This is a genomic window from Nocardia sp. NRRL WC-3656 (assembly GCF_000720265.1).
Lineage (GTDB): Bacteria > Actinomycetota > Actinomycetes > Mycobacteriales > Mycobacteriaceae > Nocardia > Nocardia nova.
In genome coordinates, this window is the sequence record NZ_JOJF01000025.1 from 42,216 (window position 1) to 64,843 (window position 22,628).

Sequence of the window (22,628 nt, forward strand, 5' to 3'; positions counted from 1 at the left end):
CGACGGGCCCGGCGGCGGGGCGAGGTTCAGAACAGGAAGTAGCGCTGTGCCATCGGCAACTCGGTGGCGGGCTGCTGGTCCCACACCTCGCCGTCGATGCGCACGGTGAAGGTGTCGGGTTCCACCTCGATACGCGGCATCGCGTCGTTGAGCGGCAGATCGCTCTTGGTGCGGCGGCGTACATCGGCCACCGGCACCAGTTTCCGCCGCACCTGCAGCCGCTCGGCCAGCCCGTCCTCGACCGCCTGCGGGGAGACGAAATGCAGCGACGTGCCGGCCGCCACCACGGGTGCGGCGCCGAACATGGGCCGCGGCAGCACCGGCTGCGGTGTCGGAATCGAGGCGTTGGCATCGCCCATCGCCGCCCAGGCGATCGCGCCGCCCTTGAGCACCGCATGCGGGCGCACACCGAAGAAGGCCGGCTCCCACAGCACCAGATCGGCCAGTTTGCCGACTTCCACCGACCCGATCTCGTGGTCCAGGCCGTGCGTCACCGCCGGGCAGATCGTGTATTTCGCGATGTAGCGGCGCACCCGGTGGTTGTCGGCGGCCCCGTCACCGGGCAGCGCGCCGCGGCGGCGCTTCATCATGTGCGCGGTCTGCCAGGTCCGCATCACCACCTCCCCGATGCGGCCCATCGCCTGCGAATCCGAGCCGATCATGGATATCGCACCCAGATCGTGCAGCAGATCCTCGGCCGCGATCGTCGAGGGCCGGATCCGGCTCTCGGCGAAGGCGAGATCCTCGGGCACGGCCGGATTGAGGTGGTGGCACACCATCAACATGTCCAGGTGCTCGTCGAGGGTGTTGACCGTATGCGGGCGAGTCGGATTGGTCGAGCTGGGCATCACATTCGGGTGCGAGGCGACGGTGATGATGTCCGGCGCGTGCCCGCCGCCGGCGCCCTCGGTGTGATACGAGTGGATGGCCCGCCCGGCGATCGCGGCGAGGGTGTCCTCGACGAATCCGGCCTCGTTGAGCGTATCCGAGTGCAGCGCGACCTGAACCCCGGCGGCGTCGGCCACTCGCAGGCAGGCATCGATCGCCGCCGGGGTGGTCCCCCAGTCCTCGTGCAGCTTGAATCCGCCCGCGCCACCGCGTAATTGCTCCCACATCGCCTCGGGACGCACGGTGTTGCCCTTGCCCAGCAGCAGGATGTTGACCGGCCAGCCGTCGGTGGCCTCGAGCATGCGGCCCAGATGCCAGGCGCCGGGAGTGACGGTGGTGGCCTTGGAGCCCTCGGCCGGGCCGGTTCCGCCACCGATCAGGGTGGTGATACCGCCGCCGAGCGCCTCGTCGAGCAACTGCGGGCAGATGAAGTGCACGTGGCAGTCGATCGCGCCGGCGGTGAGGATGCGGCCGTTGCCGGCGATGATCTCCGTCGACGGGCCGACCACCAGATCCGGATGCACACCGTCCATGGTCTCCGGATTGCCGGCCTTGCCGATCACGCAGATGCGGCCGTCGCGAATGCCGATGTCGGCCTTGACGATTCCCCAGTAGTCGACGATCACGGCCCCGGTGATGACGGTGTCCGGAGTGCCCTCGGCGCGGGTGGCACGGGCCTGGCCCATCGATTCGCGCAGCACCTTGCCGCCACCGAAGACGGCCTCGTCACCGGCCAGACCGGGTCCGCCGCAACGGTCTTCGGTGATCTCGATCAGAAGATCGGTGTCGGCGAGGCGAATTCGATCGCCGACCGTGGGGCCGAACAGCGTGGCGTAGCGGGCGCGGGACAGTTCCGCCATCAGTCGACCGGCCTTCCGTCTGTCTCGTCGGACCGGTTCGCCACCGGGCCGAGCGGTCCGGGCGCATCCGGGCCGATCCCGTACACCTCGCGGCTACCGCCCAGCGGCACCAGCGAAACGCGCTGCGCCAGGCCGGGTTCGAAGCGCACCGCGGTACCGGCCGGAATGTCGAGGCGGCGGCCGTGCGCCGCGGCCCGGTCGAAGTCGAGGGCGGTGTTGGCCTGCGGGAAGTGCACGTGACTGCCCACCTGCACCGGCCGGTCGCCGGTATTGACCACCTCGAGTTCGATCCGGTCGGCGCCGGTATTGATCTCGATGGGGCCGGCGGCGAGCAGATACTCACCCGGCACCGGGCCGGAGCCGCTCTCGGCGGATATCGCGCTCATCGGTGCCCCTCAGCCGATCGGGTGATGCACGGTCACCAGCTTCGTGCCGTCGGGAAAGGTGGCCTCGACCTGCACGTCGGCGATCATCTCGGGAACACCCGCCATGACGTCGTCGCGGGTGAGCACGGTGCGACCGGAGGACATCAGCTCGGCGACGGTGCGGCCGTCCCGGGCGCCCTCGAGGACGTGGTCGGTGATGATCGCGACCGCCTCGGGATGGTTGAGTTTCAGCCCCCGAGCCTGCCGCCGGCGCGCCAGTTCGGCCGCGTAGCTGAGCATCAGCCGTTCCTGCTCGTGCGGTGACAGACGCACATCGACTCCTCGGCTGCTCGGGCGTACGGTGCTCGATATCTTGGCACGGCCGTACCGAGTGCGCTCGCCGGGACGGGCCGCTCGCCTCGGCGGCGTCAGGCCTTGGCCGCCCCGTCCGCGGTGAGGTTCTGCAGCCGCACCTGGCCGCGAGCGACCACACGGTCCTGCTCGTCGGTGATCTGCACCTGCCACAGCTGCTGCGAGCGGCCCTGGTGAATCGGGGTGGCGACACCGCGCAGGCTGCCCTCGCGGACCGCGCGCAGGAAGTCGGTGTTGTTGTTGACGCCGACCACATGACCGCGGTCACCGAACCACACGCCGCCGCCGACACTGGCCAGCGTTTCGATGATCGTGCAGTACACCCCGCCGTTGACGATGCCCGCGGGCTGATGCAGCTGCGGCGAGACCACCCACTCCCCGACCACACGATCGGGCCCGACCTCGGTGTACTTCAGACCGATGAGGTCGGTGAAGGTCCCCTCGCTGTAGCGGGTCATCTGCTCGGGCGTGACATCCGCCAGGGAGCGAGCCTCGAATCGGTCGTGCTGTGTCATAGAAAAACACTTACACCACCTGAGTACCGGCCGGTACGGCGGTGCCGCGCGCTCGGCGACGCAGGTGACGGGTAATCGAGCAGCACACCGGCGGCACAATGTGAAAATCGTTGTACCGCAGCGGCATACGCACTCACGGCGATCCGGCTACGGTTGCGATCACGGCGAGCGCAACCCTCGCTCCGGCCCCCGCGCGGCCCTACCGTGGCGGCCATGACAGCCGCATCGGACACTCCGCTCAACGACATCGTCGACGCCACCGCACAGGCCGTGGCCAGCGATTTGGCGAAGGCGCAGGTCCTGTTTTCCGCTGCCGGAGTCGCGGAGGGCGCCGTCGGCAGCGCCGTCACGGCCGGCACGTATACGGTCCGGGTGGACGAGCCGGCCGCGCTGGGCGGCGCGGGCACCGCGCCGAATCCGGTCGAGTTCTATCTGGCGGCGTTGATCTCGTGTCAGGTGGTGACCTACCGGTTCTGGGCGCAACGACTCGGCATCGTCGTCGACGATCTGCACATCGAGGCCGAGGGCGACCTCGACGTGCGCGGCTTCTTCGGACTCGACGACAGCGTGCGCGCCGGGTTCCGGCAGGTCCGGGTGAATGTGCACATTCGTGGTCCGGAGCCGGCGCAGCGCTACGCTGAACTGCAGGCCGCCGTGGACGCTCACTGCCCGGTTCTCGATATCTCCACCGGGCCGACGCCCGTGCTGACCACACTGATCACACCGGAGTTGGAAAACTCCGCAGTTCCCGCCTGATTCTTCACGAATCGGGCATTCTGGGGCGGCGCACCGCCGCCTCGTGCGCGACGATCCATCCCATCTACACACTTTGGAGCTGAAACCCATGACCGACTCCGTCGAGCCGAACGATCCGGCGCAGAACTGGAGCTTCGAGACCAAGCAGGTCCACGTCGGCCAGATTCCCGACGGCACCACCAACGCTCGCGCGCTGCCGATCTACCAGACCACCTCCTACACCTTCCGCGATACCGATCACGCGGCGGCGCTGTTCGGTCTGGCCGAGCCCGGCAACATCTACACCCGCATCATGAACCCCACCCAGGACGCGGTCGAGCAGCGCATCGCCGCCCTCGAGGGTGGTGTGGCGGCGCTGCTGCTCTCCTCGGGCCAGGCCGCCGAAACCTTTGCGATCCTCAACATCGCGGGCGCCGGTGACCACATCGTGTCGAGTCCGCGCCTCTACGGCGGCACCTACAACCTGTTCCACTACACGCTGCCGAAGCTGGGCATCGAGGTGTCGTTCGTCGAAGATCCCGACGATCTGGACCAGTGGCGCGCCGCGATCCGCCCGAACACCAAGGCGCTCTACGGCGAGACGGTGTCCAACCCGCAGAACCACATCCTGGACCTGCCGGGCCTGGCCGAGGTCGCCCACACCGTCGGTGTGCCGTTCATCGTGGACAACACGGTGCCCACCCCGTACCTGATCCAGCCGCTGAAGCACGGCGCCGACATCGTCGTGCACTCGGCGACGAAGTACCTCGGCGGCCACGGCGCCGCGATCGCCGGTGTGATCGTCGACGGCGGCACCTTCGACTGGACGGTGACCGACGAGCAGGGCAACTCGCGCTTCCCCGGCTTCACCACCCCGGATCCCAGCTACCACGGCGCGGTGTTCGCCGATCTGGGTGCGCCGGCCTACGCACTGAAGGCACGCGTGCAGTTGCTGCGTGACCTCGGCTCCGCGGTGGCCCCGTTCAACGCGTTCCTGATCGCCCAAGGTCTCGAGACGCTGAGCCTGCGGGTGGAACGGCATGTCGCCAACGCGCAGGCGGTCGCGGAATTCCTCACCGAGCGGCCCGAGGTGACCAGCGTCTTCTACGCGGGCCTGCCGTCGTCGCCGTGGTACGAGCGCGGCCGCGAACTGGCCCCGAAGGGCACCAGCGCGATCGTCGGCTTCGAGTTGGCGGGCGGCGTGGACGCGGGTAAGCGGTTCGTCGACGCGCTGACCCTGCACAGCCATGTCGCAAACATCGGCGATGTGCGTTCGCTGGTCATTCACCCGGCCTCGACCACGCACTCGCAGCTGACGCCCGAGGAGCAGCTGGCCGCGGGTGTGACGCCGGGCCTGGTCCGGCTCGCGGTGGGCATCGAGGGGATCGAGGACATCCTCGCCGACCTGCGGACCGGTTTCGCCGCCACGCACTAGTTCTCGCCGATGCCCGGTTCGCCGCCACCCGGCGGTGGGCCGGGCATCGTCGTATCCGCGAAACACACACCGGCACATCGAGATTCGAGCACGGAAGCTCGGAAACGACGCGGCGGGCCCTTCGTGACGAAGGGCCCGCCGCGGGCAGTGGACCGGGGAGTCGACCGCAGCCCTCGGGACTCTCGCTCGATCCGGACGCCGAGTCGAGTGTAGGTCAGCCTTACCTAACCAAGCAAGAGCGACGCACCGGCAACCCGCGATCGGCCAATGCCAGCAGCAACGCCTGCCCGCGCTCGATCCCGGCATCCGCGCCGGTCCGCGCCAGTTCCGGAACATAGGTGGCCGCGCCCACGACGGTTTCGCCCACCAGGTTCCAGAATCGCGCCCGGCTCAGCCCCGCGCAGCGCTGCAGGCTCTCACACACCAGGGTCAGCGCCGCCTCGCAGCGATGCGCCAGCCACACCGACAGCGCCCGATCACACGGCAGCGTCACCACACCCGGCCGCCCTGCCAGCGGATCACCCGCCACCACGCGAATCGCCGTGTCCGACAGGCCCGCCCAGTCCAGTCCGCCGTCGTTGTCGCTGTGCACCCACAGATTCTCGAGCCCCGGATCCCAGGCGCGGTTGTCGCAGACGATCAGCGCGACCACCCGGCCGACCACGGCATGGATCAGCGCGGTGGCGACCACCTCGGCGGCGATCTCGGCGCTGACCATCTCCGCCGCATGCCGGCGATACATCAGCTCGATGCGACCTTCACGCACCCCGTCGGCCAGTCGCCACCACCGCCGGCGGCCCTGTTCGGCCATCGCCGCCATGGCGTAGACCCGCGGATGCCCGGGCTGCAACGCACGCAGCCGGACGCAGATCTGTTCGAACGCCGGCTCCGGACGGCGAGCCGGGAAAATCGTCACTGGTTCGGACATCGAACCCCCTCAACGTTCGGCATTGCGGTCGGCAACGGAAGATAGGTTAGGCTTACCAGAGTTGTACGGCGACAGGTCGCTGCGCAAGTGTTCGATCGCCATGAAACGCGTCACCCAGGAGTCGTTCGCCGCCGTGTCCGCCGCAGTCCTCACCCCCCGTCGCCGTGCGACCGGCCTGGCACTCCTGGCCGGGGTGCTGCTGCTCGCGGTCGTCGCCGGACTCGCCGTCGGCGCCAAATCCCTGTCCCCGGCCGAGATCTGGCACGCCGTGTCCTGTCCGGACGGCGTGCCGTTCACCTGCCCCGCCGACGGGCAGGCCGACCGGATCGTGCGCGAATTGCGCCTGCCCCGAACGGTTCTCGCACTGCTCACCGGCGCCGCACTCGGTATCGCCGGTGCGCTGATCCAGGGCTACACGCGCAATCCGCTCGCCGATGCGGGATTGCTGGGACTCAACGCGGGTGCGGCGTTCCTGGCCGCGCTCGGCATCCATCTGTTCGCGCTCACCCAGCCGAGCCAGTACATCTGGTTCGCCTTCGCCGGAGCACTGGCGGCGGGTGTGGTGGTGTTCGGCGCATCGGCGAGCGGCGGCAGCCGATCCACCCCGTTGACGCTGGTCCTGGCAGGTGCGGCGGTCACCGCACTGCTGCAGGCACTGACCAACGCGGTGATCCTGCTCGATCCGGCCGCGCTGGACACCTACCGCTTCTGGGTGGTCGGCACTCCCGCCGGGCACGAACCCGCGGTGGCGGCCCAGGTGGTGCCGTTCATCCTCGCGGGAACGGTGCTGGCGATCCTGGCCGCGCCCGGGCTCAACGCGATCGGACTCGGCGAAGATGTCGCGCGCGGGCTCGGGGTGAACATCGCACGCAACCGCGCGATCGGGCTCACCGCGGTGGTGCTGCTGACCGGCGCCGCGACGGCGGCGGTCGGCCCGATCGCCTTTCTCGGATTGGTCGTTCCGCACCTGGGCCGCATGATCACCGGCCCGGATCACCGCTGGCTGATTCCGTATTCGGCGCTGCTCGGGGCGATCGTGCTGCTGCTGGCCGATGTCGTCGGCCGGGTGATCGCGCCGCCCGGCGAGTTACAGGCCGGTATCGTGCTGGCCGCGATCGGCGCACCCTGTTTCATCGCCCTGGTACGCCGGCGGAAGGTGGCCGAATTGTGAACGCGCGCAGCGATATCCGCACCCCCGAGGCCGGCACGGAATCGGGCACCGAGCGGGAGGACGGAGACCGACAGGCCGGGGGCGCCGACAGCGAAGCTGCGGCCGGGTCGGTCGGCGATTCGAAGAGCGTTCCCGGCGCGGACCGATCCGGCGTGGCGCTGACGCGGGTCCGGCCGGCCGTCCGCGTCGCCGGAGTGTCTGCGGTCCTTCGTCTTTCGATGCTGCTGACGTTGCTGGCCCTCGCCGCCGCGATCGTGGCGCTGTTCGTGGTGGACATCTCCGTCGGCGACTATCACATCGCCCTCGCGCGGGTGCTGGACGTGCTGACCGGCGGCGGCACCCGCTCGCAACGCTACGTCGTCATGGAATCGCGGCTGCCGCGCGCGGTGACCGCGCTGGTGGCCGGAGCGGCGCTCGGCATCGCGGGCGCGATCACGCAGTCGATCCTGCACAATCCGCTCGCGAGCCCCGACGTCCTCGGCATCACCTCCGGGGCGAGCTTCGCCGCGGTCGCCGTGCTGGCCGGTGCGGGCGGCACCGCCACCGGAATCGTCGCGTCGCTGGGTGTTCCGCTCGCGGCGCTCGCGGGTGGACTGGCCACGGCCGCACTGATCGGCGTCCTGGCGCTGGGCCGCAACAGCGGCGGCGACACCGGACTGAGCGGAATGCGGTTCATCCTCATCGGGATCGGGGTCAACGCGCTGCTGCTGGCCGGTATCAACTGGCTCGTCACGCGGGCGAGCCTCGACGACGCCGCCCGGGCGCAACTGTGGCTCACCGGCTCGCTCAACGGCGCGGACTGGAACCGGACGAGTGCGGCGGCGGCCGGACTCGTCGTCGTGGTTCTCATTGCGGCGGGTTCGGCGCGCACCCTGGCCGCACTGCGCTTCGGCTCCGACACCACTCGCGCGCTCGGTGTGCGCGTACAGACCCAGCAGTTGGTGCTGATCGGCGCCGCGGTGGCGGCGGCGGCACTGGCCACCGCGGCGGTCGGCCCGCTGGCCTTCGTCGGGCTGGCCGCGCCGCAGATCGCCCGCCGGCTGCTGCGTACCCCCGGGGAGCCGGTCATCGGCTCGGCGCTGACCGGGGCGCTGATCGTGATCGCCGCCGATGTCGCGGCCCGAACCGTCGTACCGGTCGACTTACCGGTCGGCCTGGTCACCGCCGCGTTCGGCGGACCGTTCCTGCTGTTGCTGCTGATACGCGTGAACCGGAAGGCGACATTGTGAGCACCCGAACCCCGCACCGGAACACCGGCAACGACGCCCACCGCCTCGCCGCGGAGAACATCACCCTCGGCTACGGCGGCCGTGTCATCGTCGACGGCCTCAGCGTCGATATCGAACCCGGCCTCATCACCACGGTGATCGGCCCGAACGGCTGCGGCAAATCCACGCTGCTGCGCGGACTGGGCCGGCTGCTGCGGCCGAACGCGGGCCGAGTCCTGTTGGACGGCAAGGCGATCGCCACCATGAAAACCCGCGACGTCGCCCGCATCGTCGGCATGCTGCCGCAGACACCGGTCGCGCCGGAGGGCCTGACCGTGGCCGATCTGGTCGCGCGCGGCCGCCACCCGCATCAGTCCTGGCTGCGCCAATGGTCGGCCGACGACGAAACCGAGGTCGCACACGCCCTCGCCCAGACCGGCGTGTCGGAACTGGCCGACCGCACCCTCGACGAACTGTCGGGCGGGCAGCGCCAGCGGGCGTGGATTTCCATGGCACTGGCCCAGGGCACCGACATCCTGCTGCTAGACGAGCCCACCACCTATCTGGATCTGGCCCACTCGCTGGAGGTGCTCGACCTCGTCGACCGGCTGCACGACGATCTGGGCCGGACCGTGGTCATGGTGTTGCACGATCTGAATCTGGCCATCCGCTACAGCGACCGGCTGATCGTCATGCGCGAGGGCCGCATCGTCGCCCAGGGCGCGCCGAGCGAGGTGATCGACACCGAACTGTTGCGGACGGTCTTCGGCCTGCGTGCCGAGGTGCACACCGATCCGGTGTCGGAGCGTCCGATGATCGTGCCTATCGGCGCGCGGCACGTCGTCGGCGCCGTCGGCGGACCGCGCGCGGACGATGCCGAAGCGAGTTCCCCGACCGGGTTATGAAAAATCCCACATAGCTACCGACCGGTTACGACGAACTGTAGTACGCATTTGTGTCGTTGCCTCCGTAAGCTGGAGGGATGGCAGGTCTTGGTGAACTCGAGAAAGCGGTCATGGACCAGTTGTGGTCGGCCGATGAACCGCAGACGGTACGGCAGGTCCATGAAGCCCTCGCCGCGCACCGCGAGCTCGCGTACACCACGGTGATGACGGTGCTACAGCGGCTGGCGAAGAAGAATCTGGTCGTGCAACAGCGCGACGACCGGGCACATCGGTACGCGCCCGTGCACACGCGCGACGAACTCGTGGCCAGTCTGATGGTCGACGCACTGCAGCAGGCCGACGAAGTCGGGTCCCGCCGCGCCGCGCTCGTGCACTTCGTCGAACAGGTCGGAAAGGATGAGGCTGCCGCACTCCGCGATGCACTCGCTAAGCTCGAAGCAACCGAGACCGCGCGCAACCCGTCCGAGGACGAGAACACCGCATCCGACGACAACGGAGTCGCCCCGCCGCAGTAGCTGCGTGGTGCTCTCCGCGCCGCGATCTCGGGCCCCTGGCCCCACAACGCAGTGAGCTGAGTATGAACGCAACAGCGCCGGTCTTCGCCGGTCTCGCCTTGCTTCTCGCGGGACCGGTCCCGGCTCTGCTCAGCCGAGCCACCTGGCCGTACCGGACTCCCCGCGCCGCGCTGGTGTTGTGGCAGGCGGTCGCGCTGGCAGCGGTGTTGTCGGCGTTCGGATCCGGGCTGGCCATCGCCAGTCTGCTGCTGGTCCCGGGACCCGACGGTCGCCCCACCACCTCCCCGACCAAGGAGATCGACGCGCTCGGCCTGGGCCTCTGGCTGATCTACGTCGTCGTCTTCGCGCTGACCCTGCTGGTCGGCGCGCGCCTGATCTACGCCGCGATCCGGGTCGGCGTACACACCCGCCGCCGCCGGGCCCGGCACCGGATGCTGGTCGACCTGCTCGACCAGGGCGGCGACAGCGGGCACGGCGATCTGATCGCGGCCTCGCCCCTGGCCGGGACCCGTGCCGCGGATATCCGCGTCCTCGCCGCCGCCGAGCCCATCGCCTATTGCCTGCCCGGTCTGCGCCAGCGTGTGGTGCTGAGCCAGGGAACGTTCGCGAACCTGTCGAAATCCGAGCTCACCGCGATCGTCAGCCATGAGCGTTCGCATCTGCGGGCGCGCCACGACCTGGTGCTGGAGGCGTTCACCGCCGCGCACGAGGCATTCCCCCGGGTGGTGCGCAGCAAATCCGCGCTGGATTCGGTGAAGCTGCTGATCGAACTGCTCGCCGACGATTCCGCCGTCAAGGTCACCGGCCCCACCCCGCTGGCCCGCGCCCTGGTGACCTGCTCGAATTCCACCGCCCCGCAGGGAGCCATGGCCGCCGGCGGGCCCACCACACTCATCCGCATCCAGCGCCTGACCGGTCCGCTCGGCGATCTGCGCATCGCGACCGCGGCCTACGCGACGGCAGCCGCGATCCTGGTGGTACCGACCCTCGCGGTGGCGATTCCGTGGCTGGTCGAATTGAACCGGTTGTTGAGTGCCTGAGCGGCGGCGTTCCCCGGGAGCTCGCAGCCGGCACGCGAACAATCGCGGGGACAAGCCTTTCGGACGCGGCGGCCCCCGGGGCGCGCGATCCTCGGAAGGTTCCGGGCGGGCCGGGTCCGGCCGGCCGGTGGGCGAGCGCACAGGACGATCGGACCGCACACCGGATGCCGGAGACCGCGCACCGAAGGACCGTCGCCGAGCCGGGCGCTCCGAACCCTCGACCTCACCGCCGGGCGGCGAAGCTTCTCGCGGTCCGGCCGCAGGGCCCGGATTCGCGGAACTCGGCCTGCCGGTCGAACTGGTGCAGGCGTTGCGGCGGGAGCGCCTCGAGACCGCATTTCCCATCCAGGCGGCGGCGATTCCGGATGTGCTCGCCGGTCGCGATGTGCTGGGACGCGCGGCCACCGGTTCCGGCAAGACCCTGGCCTTCGGCCTGCCGATGCTGGCCCGGCTGCGGCGCGGCGCGTCCGCACCGCACCGCCCCCGAGCGCTAGTCCTCGCCCCCACCCGCGAGTTGGCCCTGCAGATCGAGACGGCCCTCGACGAGGCCGCGCTGTCGCTGGGCCTGCGGGTGGCGACGGCCGTCGGCGGTGTGCCGATCAAACGACAAGCCGATCGCCTCAGCCGCGGCGTGGACCTGCTGGTAGCGACCCCCGGCCGGCTCACCGACCTCATCGACCAGGACAAGGTCGGCCTGGACGCGATCCGGATGGTCGCGATCGACGAGGCCGACCACATGGCCGAACTGGGCTTCGTCGACCAGATCCGCACGATCCTCGACCGCTTGCCCGCCGGCACTCAGCACCTGCTCTTCTCCGCGACCTTGGATGCCGCCGTCGACACGCTCGTGCACACCTACCTGAACGACCCCGTCCATCACGACGTCACGACCACCGCGGGAACGCGGGCGCCTTCTCCCGGGCACGCCGAGGCGCGCCCGGGCTCACAGGCAACCGATTCGGTGGTTGCTGCGGAGAGGGCCGATGCTCCAGCTGTCATTGCGGCCGGAGCGCCCGCGGTCCGCAAAGCCGCTGAAAGACAAGAGAATTCACCGCGCCCGGATGCCGGGACCGGCCGGGAAGCCCGGCCGCAAGTGCCGAGCTCGCCGACCACGTCGACTGTCGAACCCACTCCCGCCGACGGGATCGGCAGGCCGCCCACCGGAAATGATCTCAGCGGGCTCTCCCCTTCCGGCACGGCGAAGGTCTCCCACTACCTCCTCCAGATGCGAGCGACCGACAAGCGCGCAGTGGTCGCGGAGATCGCCGCGCGCGACGGGCGCACCCTGCTGTTCGTGCGCACCCAGTACGGTGCGGACAAACTCGCCGGGCGGCTGCGGGAAGCGGGCGTCGGCGCCGTCGCGCTGCACGGCGGGCTGAGCCAAGCGCAGCGCACGCGCACCTTGGCCGCGTTCTCCTCCGGCGCGGCACCGGTTCTCGTCGCCACCGACGTGGCCGCACGCGGGATCCACGTCGACGACGTCACGCTGGTGGTCCACGTCGATCCCGCCGCCGATGCCAAGGACTATCTGCACCGCTCCGGCCGCACGGGCCGCGCGGGGGCGAGCGGCACCGTCGTCACGATAGGCACCGATGCGAGCGCGGACACCGTACTCCGCGACGCCGCGGTGGTATTCGAGCACGTGCGCATCCGACCGGGCGACCCCCGGCTCGCCGTCTTGGCCGGGGCCCGCCCGCCGACCGGACGCCCGGTCCCGGATCCGGCCGCCGCCCCGCCTCGGCCGGTCGACACGCAAGAAGCCGACACACCCGCAAGGCCGTGGCGAAATACCCGGCCGCCATACTCCCGCAAGCGCCGCGCCAACTGAATCACCTACCGGGACAACCCAACCCCGTCGACGCGGCAGCGTGCGTGCCGGCCACCGACGTCGGTCCCAGTTTCCGACTGCGAACCGTTGATTCGGCCTACCGTGCCATCACCACCGTCGTCCCCCGCGCCCGACGGAACCTGCGAGGAGGGCACGGTTCGCTCCTACCGCACCTCTCGGTATGGCGCACTTTCGACCGTGCAGCGCCGTTTTCGCTGTCAGCGCTCCGGAATCCCTTCCACCACAGTGGTTTTCACCGCATCGGCGCCAGACCCGTCCTTCAGGTCCACGCCGGATCGTCCGAGTGCACGCGCACCCGCTACCAGACCCGCGACGACGGCGGCGGCCTGTCGATACCCCAGGCCCTCGGGCGGGTGAATATTCGACACGCAGTTGCGTTCGGCGTCGGTGCGGCCCGGTCGGGGGCGGTGGGTGAGGTAGATGCCGAGACTGTCGGCCACCGACAGGCCGGGGCGTTCGCCGATCAGCACCAGCACGGTGCGCACACCGAGCGCGGCACCGAGATGGTCCCCGATCGCCACCCGCGCCTGCGTCGCGATCACCGGCGGGGCCAGCGTGTAGTGCGGGCCGAGTTCGTCGACCAGGGCCGCGAGCAGATCCGGTCCGTGTGTCGCGAGCGCACTCGGGGACAAACCGTCGGCCAGAACGAATCCCACATCGAAAGCGCTGGGCGACAGAGGCTTTCGCAGCACCGAGGAGTCCTCGGGTTCTCGTCCGAGATCGGGCCGGCGCAGATACTCCGCGCGGTCTCGTGCCCGGCTGCGTACCCGGATCGGCGTCCCGAGGTCCAGCGCGGCGACCCGTTCGCACAGCGCATCCACGTCCACGCAGGTGTGCACCGCGTCGCGCGCCGCCGCATGCGCGGCCCGGAATTCCAGTACGCGTGCGGTAGGCAGTGCGTCACCGGTTCGACCGAGCCCGATCCGCGCCTGCGTCGTCCCACGCAATTCCCGCCAGAACAACTCGCTGTCCGCACCTGATCGACGCGCATCGCGCGCCTGTCCGGCTCCGGCCGGATTCGTCCCGGTGGCGCTCATCGCGGCCCCGCCAATTCCCGCAGCGGCGAGGTCAACGGTTCGACCGCGGCGATACCGCCCGCGGCGTCGAGCATGCCCAGTCGCGCCAGCCACTGCTCGAACTCCGGCGCGGGCGCCAGGCCGAGCAGGCGGCGCACGTACAGCGCGTCGTGGAAACTGAGGCTCTGGTAGCCGAGCATCACGTCGTCGGCCCCCGGCACCGCGATCACGAAGGCGACACCGGCCACACCGAGCAGCGTCAGCAGGGTGTCCATATCGTCCTGATCGGCCTCGGCGTGGTTGGTGTAGCAGACGTCGACGCCCATCGGAAGGCCGAGCAGTTTGCCGCAGAAGTGATCCTCCAGCCCCGCCCGGACGATCTGTTTGCCGTCGTACAGATATTCCGGGCCGATGAAGCCGACGACCGTGTTGACCAGTAACGGCTCCAGTTCGCGCGCGACGGCGTAGGCCCGCGCCTCGAGCGTCTGCTGATCGACGGGCCTGCCGCCGGTACCGAGATGAGCGCCCGCCGACAGCGCCGAGCCCTGCCCGGTTTCCAGGTACATCACGTTGTCGCCGACGGTTCCGCGCCCCAGCGACCGTCCGGCTTCGTTGGCCTCACGCAGCAGCGACAGATTCACCCCGAAGCTCGCATTCGCAGCTTCCGTCCCGGCGACCGACTGAAAGACAAGATCCACCGGCGCACCCGCCTCGATCAACCCCAGCGTGGTGGTCACATGGGCGAGCACACAGGACTGGACCGGAATGTCGAATCGGGTCCGCACCTCGTCGAGCAGTGTCAGCAGCTCGGCGGCGGCCCGCGGCGAGTCGGTCGCCGGATTCACGCCGATCACCGCATCCCCGCAGCCGAGCAGCAATCCGTCGAGCACCGCGGCGGCGATACCGCGCGGATCGTCGGTGGGGTGATTCGGCTGCAGCCGGGTGGCCAGCCGGCCCGGCAGTCCGATGGTGGTGCGGAAACCGGAGCGCACCTCGGCGGCCCGCGCGACCGCGATCAGATCCTGATTGCGCATCAATTTGCTCACCGCCGCCACCATCTCCGGCGTCAAACCCGATGCCACGGAACGTAATACCGCCGCCGGTGGATCCGCCTCCGATCCGGCGGCCACCGCGAGCAGCCAGTCCCGCAGCCCGCCGACCGACAGCTGCGCGATCGGCGCGAACGCGGCGCGATCATGGGTGTCGAGAATCAGCCGCGTGACCTCGTCGGTCTCATAGGGCACCACCGGCTCGTTCAGGAAGTCGCGCAGCGGCACCTCGGCCAGCGCCCACTGCGCCGCGGCGCGCTCCGCGTCCGAACTCGCCGCGCACCCGGCGAGTTCGTCACCGCTGCGCAGCGGTGTCGCCTTGGCCAGCAGGTCGGCCAGCCCGTCGAAGGCGTAGGTCCGGCCGTGGAGGGTCTGCTGATACCGCGTCATCGGTCTCCTCCGGATCGGTGTCCTGTCCACCCTCACCGCCGGTGGTGGCTGCCAGCGTACCGCCGCGCACCCACGCCCCTCGATGTCCGTTATGTCCCAACGCGTTACGATCGGGTAAGCACTCCGACACTGCGAGGAGGCGCACATGACCGAACGCAAACCGGCCGGCATGGGTTTCGAATCCTGGATCGACAAGCAGATCCGCGAGGCCACCGAACGCGGTGAATTCGACAATCTGGCCGGAACCGGCAAACCCCTGCCCGGCGTGGGCGAGCCCTACGACGAGAACTGGTGGCTGAACAACTACCTGCGCCGCGAAGGTGTGGGCGGCGAGGCGCTGCTGCCGACCTCGTTGGTGCTGCGCCGCGATCTGGAGCGGTTACCCGAGCGGGTCGCGGAGATGGATTCCGAGGCCGAGGTCCGCGCCTATGTGTCCGATCTCAACATCCGCATCGTGGAATGGATCCGGATGCCGCACGGCCCCCACGTCCGCCTCGCACCCGCTCGAGCCGACGAGGTCGTCGCGCGCTGGCGCGCCGACCGGCACACCCGGCAACGAACGGCCTCCGGCAGCGGAAAAGGCTCTCCCGCAACCACTTCCACGCGACACCGGGACGGTCGCCCGCCGTGGTGGCGCCGACTGCTCCGCCGCGACCACCCCGCCGCCGCCTAGTCCTGAGACGGCGGGAATCCGCCGGTGGCGACCGGCCCCCACCGCTCGACCTCGATGCGGATCAGCGATTTGTTCTGCCGCGCCATCGCCGCGCGATAGTCCTCCCAATCGGGATGCTCGCCCGCGATACACCGGTAGTAGTCCACCAGTCCGTCCAGCGCTTCCGGCATGTCGAGTACCTCGGCACGCCCGTCGATCTGGACGTACGGACCGTCCCAGTCGTCGGACAGCACACAGATCGACACCTGCGGATCGCGGCGCGCGTTGCGGGTCTTGGCCCGTCCGGGGTAGGTGGAGATCACGATCCGGCCCGCCTCGTCGACGCCGCAGGTCACCGGCGACATCTGCGGGGCGCCGTCGGCGCGCGTGGTGACCAGGACACCGCGGTGGCGCTGCCGGGCGAAGTCGAGCAGTTCGGTCCGGTCGACCTCCGTGGCGGTCGCGATCCGTGGCATGGGCGATCCTTTCTCGACGGTCCTCTCGCACCCACCCTGCCATGATCGATTCCCCTACAATGGCCGGAGTGCAGTTTCTCCCAGGACACACGCCGCCGTACGACCTCACCTACGACGATCTGTTCCTCGTACCCAATCGCACCGATGTGTCGTCGCGGTTCGATGTGGACCTGTCCACCAGCGATGGAACCGGCACCACCATCCCCATCGTGGTCGCGAACATGACCGCGGTCGCCGGACGCCGCATGGCCGAAACGGTCGCGCGCCGCGGCGGCATCGTGGTGCTGCCGCAGGATCTGCCGATCAGCGCGGCCTCCGACACCATCTCCTTCGTCAAGAGCCGTTCGCTCACCGCCGACACCCCGGTCACCCTCGGTCCGGATCATTCGGTGTCGGACGCGCTGGCCCTGATCCACAAGCGCGCCCATCGCGCCGTGGTCATCGTCGAGAACGACAAGCCGGTCGGCGTCGTCACCGAATCCGCCTGTGCCGATGTGGACCGGTTCGCGCGGCTGCGCACGGTCGCCGACGCCGATTTCGTCAGCGCCGCCGCGACCACCTCCCCGCGCGAGATCTTCGGCCTGCTCGAAGCGGCGCACGCGACCCTCGCGGTGCTGGTCCACGACGACGGCACCCTGGCCGGTGTCATGACGCGCACCGGCGCGGTCCGCGACGGCATCTACACCCCGGCCGTGGACCGGAACGGCACGCTGCGCATCGCGGCCGCGGTCGGTGTGAACGGCGATATCCCGGGCAAGGCGAAGGCTCTGGTCGACGCAGGCGCGGACGTCCTGGTCATCGATACCGCCCACGGTCACCAGGAGAAGATGCTCGAGTCCCTGCGTGCGGTCGCGGACCTGAAACTGGGCGTGCCGCTGGTGGCGGGCAATGTGGTCTCCGCGGCCGGAACCCGCGATCTGGCCGAGGCCGGGGCCGACATCGTCAAGGTCGGCGTGGGCCCGGGCGCCATGTGCACCACCCGCATGATGACCGGCGTCGGCCGCCCGCAGTTCTCCGCGGTCGCCGAATGTGCCACGGCCGCAAAGGATCTCGGCGTGCACATCTGGGCCGACGGCGGAGTCCGCCATCCCCGCGACGTGGCCCTGGCCCTGGCCGCGGGCGCGTCGAACGTGATGATCGGCTCCTGGTTCGCCGGTACCTACGAATCGCCCGGTGATCTGCGCATGGACCGCGACGGCAACGCCTACAAGGAGAGCTTCGGCATGGCCTCCAAGCGCGCCGTGGCCGCCCGCACCGCCGCCGACAATGGATTCGATCGCGCCCGCAAGGCGCTGTTCGAAGAGGGCATCTCCTCCTCCCGGATGCGGCTGGATCCGGAACGTCCCGGCGTCGAGGACCTCATCGACCACATCTGCTCGGGTGTGCGCAGCGCCTGCACCTACGCCGGGGCCCGCACGCTCGCCGAACTGCACGAGAAGGCGGTGCTCGGCGTGCAGTCGGCCGCCGGTTTCGCGGAAGGACGCCCGCTGCCCTCGGGGTGGTAAGGCTCACCACACTCACCACGGCTCGCGGAGGGCGATCCGGCAGGATCCGGCACACACCGGGCGTCTCCGCGTTCGCCGCGAGCCCGATCCGCCGCACCGGAGGGGTCGCGGCGCGCCGTGCCGCTCGGTCGCCGCGAAGATCCCGGTAACATAGGTTGTGCCGACCGGCGGACCTCCGCCGACCGGCATTGCGTTTAGTTCGGCTCGTCCACTTGCGAAAGGAACCAGTTGTCACCCGCGTCCGAGGGCGCCACACAGGAGGGCTCCTCTACCGAGCCGGGTGACCAACCCGGCGCCTCCGTCTCCGCAGATCCTCCGTTACCCGGTGGGCGGTGCCGATCGTGTCCGTAGTGCTCACCATCGTCAGCCTGCTGGGATTCATCGCGCTCACCGCGGGCACGGCGATCTTCGTCGCTGCCGAATTCTCGCTCACCGCACTCGAGCGCAGCACCGTCGAAGCGCACGCCCGCGAGGGCGATCGTCGCGCGCGCCAGGTCCGCCACGCGCACCGCACCCTGTCGTTCCAGCTGTCGGGCTCCCAGCTCGGCATCACCATCACCACCCTGGTCACCGGTTATATCGCCGAACCGGTGCTGGCCCGGCTCATCGAGCCGATCTGCACCGCGCTCGGCGCGGGCCCCGGAACCGCGCAGGGCGTTTCCCTGTTCATCGCGCTGGTGCTGGCGACCTCGCTGTCGATGACCTACGGCGAGCTGGTCCCCAAGAACATCGCGATCGCCAAACCGCTGACCACCGCGCGCTGGACGGCCGGTCCGATGATCGTGTTCACCACCGTCTTCTCCTGGCTGATCAAACTGCTCAACGGCGCCGCGAACTGGGCGGTGCGCCGGCTGGGCATCGAACCGGCCGAGGAACTGCGGTCGGCACGCTCGCCGCAGGAGCTGGGTTCGCTGGTGCGCACCTCCGCGATGCGGGGCTCGCTCGATCAGCGCACCGCCCTCGTGGTGGACCGCTCGCTGCTGTTCGGTGAGCGCAGCGCCGAGGATCTGATGACGCCGCGGGTGAAGATCGAAACGCTGGATCAGAACGACACCATCGCCGACCTCATCGCCGCCGCCGGCCGCACCGGCCTGTCCCGTTTCCCGGTCATCGACGGCGATCTGGACAACACCCTCGGCATCGTGCACGTCAAACAGACATTCCTGTATCCGGTCGCGCAGCGCGGCACCATCGCGCTGTCCTCGATCGCGCGGCCGGTGCCGATCGTGCCCGCCAGCCTCGACGGCGACACCGTGCTGGAACGGGTGCGCGCGGACGGGATGCAGCTCGCGCTGGTCGTCGACGAATACGGCGGCACCGCGGGCCTGGTGACCATGGAGGACATCATCGAGGAGATCCTCGGCGACGTCCGCGACGAGCACGACGAGGAGGAACTCGACGTGCGCCGCACCGCCCTGGGCTGGAACTGTTCCGGGCTGCTGCGCATCGACGAGGTGTCCCGGGCCACCGGCTACGACGCGCCCGAGGGCGAATACGACACCCTCGGCGGACTGGTCCTGACCACCCTGGGCCGCATTCCGCTGGCCGGCGACGAGGTGCTGCTGCCCACCCCGAGCGCGACCAACGGGCACGCGATGCAGCCGCACACCCACGGCGGCTGGCTGGCCCGGGTGGAACGCATGGACGGACGACGCATCGACCGGGTGCTGCTGCAGCCGGTGGACGCCGATGCGGTGACGACGTGGGAGCTCAGCCATGGGTGATCTGTTCGGACTGTTGCTCACCGTCGTTCTGCTCGGCGCCAACGCCTTCTTCGTCGGCGCGGAGTTCGCGCTCATCTCCGCCCGCCGTGACCGGCTGGAAACCCTTGCCGCCCAAGGTAAACGGGGAGCAGGCACGGTGATCGGCGCGGCCGAGCATCTGTCGATGATGCTGGCCGCCGCCCAGCTGGGCATCACCATCTGTTCGCTGCTGCTGGGCCGCATCGGCGAACCGGCGATCGCGCATCTACTCGAGCGCCCGTTCGACCTGGTCGGCGTGCCGGATCAACTGCTGCATCCGGTGGGATTCGCGCTGGCCCTGGGCCTCGTGGTGATCCTGCACATGCTGATGGGCGAGATGATTCCGAAGAACATCGCCCTGGCCGGGCCGGAGCGGGTGGCGTTGCTGCTGGTGCCGATCATGCTGTGGTGGTTGCGCCTGGCCCGTCCCCTGATCGGCCTGTACAACCTGGCGGCCAATCTCACCCTGCGCGCGCTGCGCATCGAGCCCAAGGACGAGCTCGACGCGACCGTGTCGTCGGTGGAGCTGGCGGAGATGATCGGCGAATCCCGCTCGGAAGGTCTCATCGACGAAGAAGAGCATCGCCGCCTCACCCAGGCGCTGGGCACCACCGACCGCATCGTCGCCGATGTGATGGTGCCGCTGGCCACGACGCGCTGCGTGCCGCTGCGCGGTGACGGCACCACCCTGGGCGATATCGAATCCGCGGTCGCCGAGACCGGCTTCTCCCGCTATCCGGTGCGCGCCGGCGACGGCTCCCTGGTGGGCTATCTGCACGTCAAGGACGTGCTGGACAAGGTGGCCGACGATTCGGCCGGGCCGTCGACGCCGATCCCGCGCACCGATATCCGGCCGCTGCCGACGCTGAGCATGGGCACCACGCTCTACGAGGCGCTGGCCCGGTTGCGCCGCACCAACAGTCATCTGGGCCGGGTCATCGACACCCGCGGCAATACCGTCGGCATCGTCGCGCTCGAGGATCTGGTGGAAGAGTTCGTGGGCACCGTGCGCGATGCCACCCACCGGGTGGCGGAATGACCGTGGACGCGACACCGGCTGCGGCGCAGGACCTTCGGGTCCTGCCGCCGGCGCAGTGGCGGAACCGGGCGCAGGCGCATCGGGACCGGGTCGACGAGATGGTCGGCCCGTACCTGCGGCAACGCGCCGACGGCCGCAAACATCCGGTGATCGACTTCCTGTTCACCTATTACGGGCACAAACCGGCCCAGTTGCGCCGCTGGCATCCGGGTTTCGGCGTGGCTCTGGCCGATGCCGAAGAGTACGCGCAGCGCCGCGGCTATCACCGCGTCGAGACGGCCGCCGGCCCGGTCCATACCGCCGACCCGGCCTTTCTCGACCGCCGCCGCGACACCGTGGAATTCGTCGCGGCCCTGCTGGCGGCCACCGCAGCGCGGCCGGCGCAACTGTCCTGCTTCGGATTACACGAATGGGCGATGGTCTACCGCAGCGAGGATGTGCGCCACCGGCAGGTCCCGCTGCGGCTCGGCCGTGCCGGCACCGACGCCGTGGTCGATTCGATGTCGTTGCGCTGCACGCACTTCGACGCCTTCCGCTTCTTCACCCCGGAGGCGGCGCCGCGCAATATCGAACAACTCACCCGCGACGACCAGATCCGCCGGGAACAGCCCGGCTGCCTGCACGCGGGGATGGATCTGTACAAGTGGGCATTCAAGCTGGTCCCGCTGATCGACTCGGATCTGCTGCTGGACTGCTTCGCCCTGGCCTGCGCCGCCCGCGAAATCGATATGCGCGCCAGCCCGTACGACCTCACCGACTACGGCTACCGGCCGATCGCCATCGAAACCCCCGGCGGCCGTGCCGAATACGTTCGTGCCCAGTCCGAGCTGGCCCGGCGGGCGGAGCCGTTGCGCACCGAACTGCTCGGCCGTTGCCGGGCACTGCTCGGGTCGTCCTGAGCGGACGGCGCCGAGCGGCTCAGTTCGCGCGGCGGATACTCAATTCCGCCGTGGCGTCGTAGATCCACGACATATCCGCCGCCGCGAAATCCGCCAGCCACGTGGGCGGCGCTGCCGCGGTGAGGGTTTCGAAGTTCCAGTAGTCCTTCCACAGCGAGACGCGCCCGTCGCGGACCCGGTGCACGGAGACGAACGGCAGCTCGGCGCGCTCGCCCGTGGGCCACACCCAGGTTTCGGAGTGCTCGTAGATCACGTCCGGGCCGTCGGCGACCAGCAGCCCGTCGTGATTGGTGTATTCGGACAGCCCGGCCAGTCCGATGCGCAGGCGTTTGACGGTATCGGCCGGCCCTTTCGCGGCCAGCGTGGGACCGGTCGGCACGTCGAGGTAGATGCAGTCCTCGGTGAGCGATGCGGCCACCGCGTCCCAGTCGCGCCGGGCCAGCGCCGCCCACAGCCGCCGCACGACCGCGCGCGGATCATCGTTGTCGGACATACCTTTTCCTCGCTCTCCGGATTTCCGGTTGCTTTCCGGTCCCGCGCCGGGCGCGGTTACACCACCGGGTCGATGGTGGCGTTGATGGTGTGAATGGTGCCGTCGGGAATGACGAAGGTTTCGGTGATGTCGACGGTCATCAACCGCACCCCGGCGACACCGGAGTCGAGCAGATAGCGCGCGGTCACCACATCACCGCATTCGGTCATCCGCAGATCGCGAATGTCCTGAATCACCGAATACTGGACGCCGTGATTCAGCTCCTGTGTCAATTGCGGGCCCGAATAGCCCGTCTTCAACCCGGCTTCGACACGGGTGGCGTCCGGCGCGAACGGCACCGCGCTCGCATCGTGTGAGACCAGCGCATCGATATACGCGCGGGCGACGGCCTGCCGGGGCGTATCGGCCGGATTCGGTGCTGCCGCAGCCATTCCCACTCCGGCGTTCAACGCGGCAGCCACCGCACCCGATATGACTGCAACGTGTTTCATTCCCATTCGCAGAGTTTGTCTCACGTGTTGCTGTGGCGCAACAGCTCGGTGGCCCCGGACGGCTTTCCCCGAAAACAGACCCGATGAGAA

The 22,628-nt window shown here is 69.6% G+C and carries 23 protein-coding genes; 13 read left to right on the top strand and 10 right to left on the bottom strand.

The window, feature by feature from the left end; all coding sequences use genetic code 11:
* Window positions 1-26: 26 nt before the first annotated feature.
* The 4 genes from IG65_RS0126575 to IG65_RS0126590 all read right to left on the bottom strand — a co-directional run bounded on the left by IG65_RS0126575 (window position 27) and on the right by IG65_RS0126590 (window position 3,000).
* Window positions 27-1,748 carry an urease subunit alpha gene (locus tag IG65_RS0126575; protein WP_030517688.1) on the bottom strand — a complete coding sequence of 574 codons (1,722 nt, stop codon included), beginning with the start codon at window positions 1,746-1,748 and terminating at the stop codon, window positions 27-29.
* Window positions 1,748-2,134, bottom strand: a complete 387-nt coding sequence (locus IG65_RS0126580; RefSeq protein WP_051756920.1) for an urease subunit beta — start codon at window positions 2,132-2,134, stop codon at window positions 1,748-1,750. Before IG65_RS0126580 ends, IG65_RS0126575 begins: the two co-directional genes overlap by 1 nt.
* Before the next feature lie 9 nt (window positions 2,135-2,143).
* Entirely contained in the window at window positions 2,144-2,446 is a 303-nt protein-coding gene (locus IG65_RS0126585; protein WP_030517690.1) for an urease subunit gamma, read from the bottom strand.
* A gap of 95 nt (window positions 2,447-2,541) precedes the next feature.
* A complete protein-coding gene (locus tag IG65_RS0126590; protein WP_197039928.1) occupies window positions 2,542-3,000 on the bottom strand; it encodes a PaaI family thioesterase in 459 nt (152 codons plus the stop codon).
* Between the two features lie 213 nt (window positions 3,001-3,213).
* Between IG65_RS0126590 and IG65_RS0126595 the strand changes: the two genes are divergently transcribed.
* Window positions 3,214-3,756, top strand: a complete 543-nt coding sequence (locus IG65_RS0126595) for an OsmC family protein (protein WP_030517692.1) — start codon at window positions 3,214-3,216, stop codon at window positions 3,754-3,756.
* An 88-nt stretch (window positions 3,757-3,844) separates the two neighbouring features.
* Complete coding sequence (locus IG65_RS0126600) at window positions 3,845-5,170, top strand: bifunctional o-acetylhomoserine/o-acetylserine sulfhydrylase (protein WP_030517693.1); 1,326 nt, start codon at window positions 3,845-3,847, stop codon at window positions 5,168-5,170.
* Window positions 5,171-5,390: 220 nt separating this feature from the next.
* On the opposite strand, the gene IG65_RS0126605 is transcribed toward IG65_RS0126600, so the two are convergent.
* The gene (locus IG65_RS0126605) at window positions 5,391-6,098 is read right to left on the bottom strand and encodes a hypothetical protein (protein WP_030517694.1); all 708 of its coding nucleotides are present in this window, start codon (window positions 6,096-6,098) and stop codon (window positions 5,391-5,393) included.
* Window positions 6,099-6,198: 100 nt separating this feature from the next.
* Here IG65_RS0126605 and IG65_RS0126610 point away from each other — a divergent pair, with 100 nt between their 5' ends.
* The 6 genes from IG65_RS0126610 (at window position 6,199) to IG65_RS37120 (ending at window position 12,765) form a co-directional block, all read left to right on the top strand.
* Entirely contained in the window at window positions 6,199-7,269 is a 1,071-nt protein-coding gene (locus IG65_RS0126610; RefSeq protein ID WP_051756922.1) for an iron ABC transporter permease, read from the top strand.
* Window positions 7,270-7,421: 152 nt separating this feature from the next.
* On the top strand, window positions 7,422-8,498 hold the full coding sequence (locus tag IG65_RS0126615) for an iron chelate uptake ABC transporter family permease subunit (protein WP_030517696.1): 1,077 nt from the start codon (window positions 7,422-7,424) through the stop codon (window positions 8,496-8,498).
* Complete coding sequence (locus IG65_RS0126620; protein ID WP_036525769.1) at window positions 8,495-9,382, top strand: ABC transporter ATP-binding protein; 888 nt, start codon at window positions 8,495-8,497, stop codon at window positions 9,380-9,382. The genes IG65_RS0126615 and IG65_RS0126620 overlap by 4 nt, the downstream gene beginning before the upstream one ends.
* Before the next feature lie 77 nt (window positions 9,383-9,459).
* Window positions 9,460-9,897 (top strand): BlaI/MecI/CopY family transcriptional regulator, encoded by a 438-nt coding sequence (locus IG65_RS0126625; protein ID WP_051756924.1) that lies wholly within the window; start codon window positions 9,460-9,462, stop codon window positions 9,895-9,897.
* A gap of 62 nt (window positions 9,898-9,959) precedes the next feature.
* The gene (locus tag IG65_RS0126630; protein WP_030517699.1) at window positions 9,960-10,937 is read left to right on the top strand and encodes a M56 family metallopeptidase; all 978 of its coding nucleotides are present in this window, start codon (window positions 9,960-9,962) and stop codon (window positions 10,935-10,937) included.
* Between the two features lie 286 nt (window positions 10,938-11,223).
* A complete protein-coding gene (locus IG65_RS37120; protein ID WP_369801595.1) occupies window positions 11,224-12,765 on the top strand; it encodes a DEAD/DEAH box helicase in 1,542 nt (513 codons plus the stop codon).
* A 218-nt stretch (window positions 12,766-12,983) separates the two neighbouring features.
* Here IG65_RS37120 and eutC read toward each other — a convergent pair whose 3' ends face one another.
* Both eutC and IG65_RS0126645 read right to left on the bottom strand, forming a co-directional pair.
* Complete coding sequence (gene eutC, locus IG65_RS0126640) at window positions 12,984-13,823, bottom strand: ethanolamine ammonia-lyase subunit EutC (protein WP_081879776.1); 840 nt, start codon at window positions 13,821-13,823, stop codon at window positions 12,984-12,986.
* Window positions 13,820-15,241, bottom strand: coding sequence for an ethanolamine ammonia-lyase subunit EutB (locus IG65_RS0126645; RefSeq protein ID WP_030517702.1), 1,422 nt, complete (start codon window positions 15,239-15,241; stop codon window positions 13,820-13,822). Before IG65_RS0126645 ends, eutC begins: the two co-directional genes overlap by 4 nt.
* A gap of 145 nt (window positions 15,242-15,386) precedes the next feature.
* Between IG65_RS0126645 and IG65_RS35145 the strand changes: the two genes are divergently transcribed.
* Window positions 15,387-15,914 (top strand): DUF1992 domain-containing protein, encoded by a 528-nt coding sequence (locus tag IG65_RS35145; RefSeq protein WP_036525771.1) that lies wholly within the window; start codon window positions 15,387-15,389, stop codon window positions 15,912-15,914.
* Here IG65_RS35145 and IG65_RS0126655 read toward each other — a convergent pair.
* Window positions 15,911-16,369, bottom strand: a complete 459-nt coding sequence (locus IG65_RS0126655) for a PPOX class F420-dependent oxidoreductase (RefSeq protein ID WP_030517704.1) — start codon at window positions 16,367-16,369, stop codon at window positions 15,911-15,913. The genes IG65_RS35145 and IG65_RS0126655 overlap by 4 nt on opposite strands.
* 68 nt (window positions 16,370-16,437) lie before the next feature.
* Here IG65_RS0126655 and IG65_RS0126660 point away from each other — a divergent pair, with 68 nt between their 5' ends.
* From IG65_RS0126660 to IG65_RS0126675, 4 genes are all read left to right on the top strand, one after another.
* Window positions 16,438-17,874: a GuaB1 family IMP dehydrogenase-related protein gene (locus tag IG65_RS0126660; RefSeq protein WP_030517705.1), complete on the top strand. Its 1,437-nt coding sequence runs from the start codon at window positions 16,438-16,440 to the stop codon at window positions 17,872-17,874.
* A gap of 341 nt (window positions 17,875-18,215) precedes the next feature.
* The gene (locus tag IG65_RS0126665) at window positions 18,216-19,598 is read left to right on the top strand and encodes a hemolysin family protein (protein WP_030517706.1); all 1,383 of its coding nucleotides are present in this window, start codon (window positions 18,216-18,218) and stop codon (window positions 19,596-19,598) included.
* Complete coding sequence (locus tag IG65_RS0126670) at window positions 19,591-20,655, top strand: hemolysin family protein (RefSeq protein WP_030517707.1); 1,065 nt, start codon at window positions 19,591-19,593, stop codon at window positions 20,653-20,655. Before IG65_RS0126665 ends, IG65_RS0126670 begins: the two co-directional genes overlap by 8 nt.
* Entirely contained in the window at window positions 20,652-21,554 is a 903-nt protein-coding gene (locus IG65_RS0126675) for a hypothetical protein (protein WP_051756925.1), read from the top strand. Before IG65_RS0126670 ends, IG65_RS0126675 begins: the two co-directional genes overlap by 4 nt.
* 19 nt (window positions 21,555-21,573) lie before the next feature.
* On the opposite strand, the gene IG65_RS0126680 is transcribed toward IG65_RS0126675, so the two are convergent.
* Both IG65_RS0126680 and IG65_RS0126685 read right to left on the bottom strand, forming a co-directional pair.
* A complete protein-coding gene (locus IG65_RS0126680; protein ID WP_030517709.1) occupies window positions 21,574-22,047 on the bottom strand; it encodes a nuclear transport factor 2 family protein in 474 nt (157 codons plus the stop codon).
* 56 nt (window positions 22,048-22,103) lie between these two features.
* Entirely contained in the window at window positions 22,104-22,478 is a 375-nt protein-coding gene (locus IG65_RS0126685; protein ID WP_227463122.1) for a hypothetical protein, read from the bottom strand.
* Window positions 22,479-22,628 lie beyond the last annotated feature (150 nt).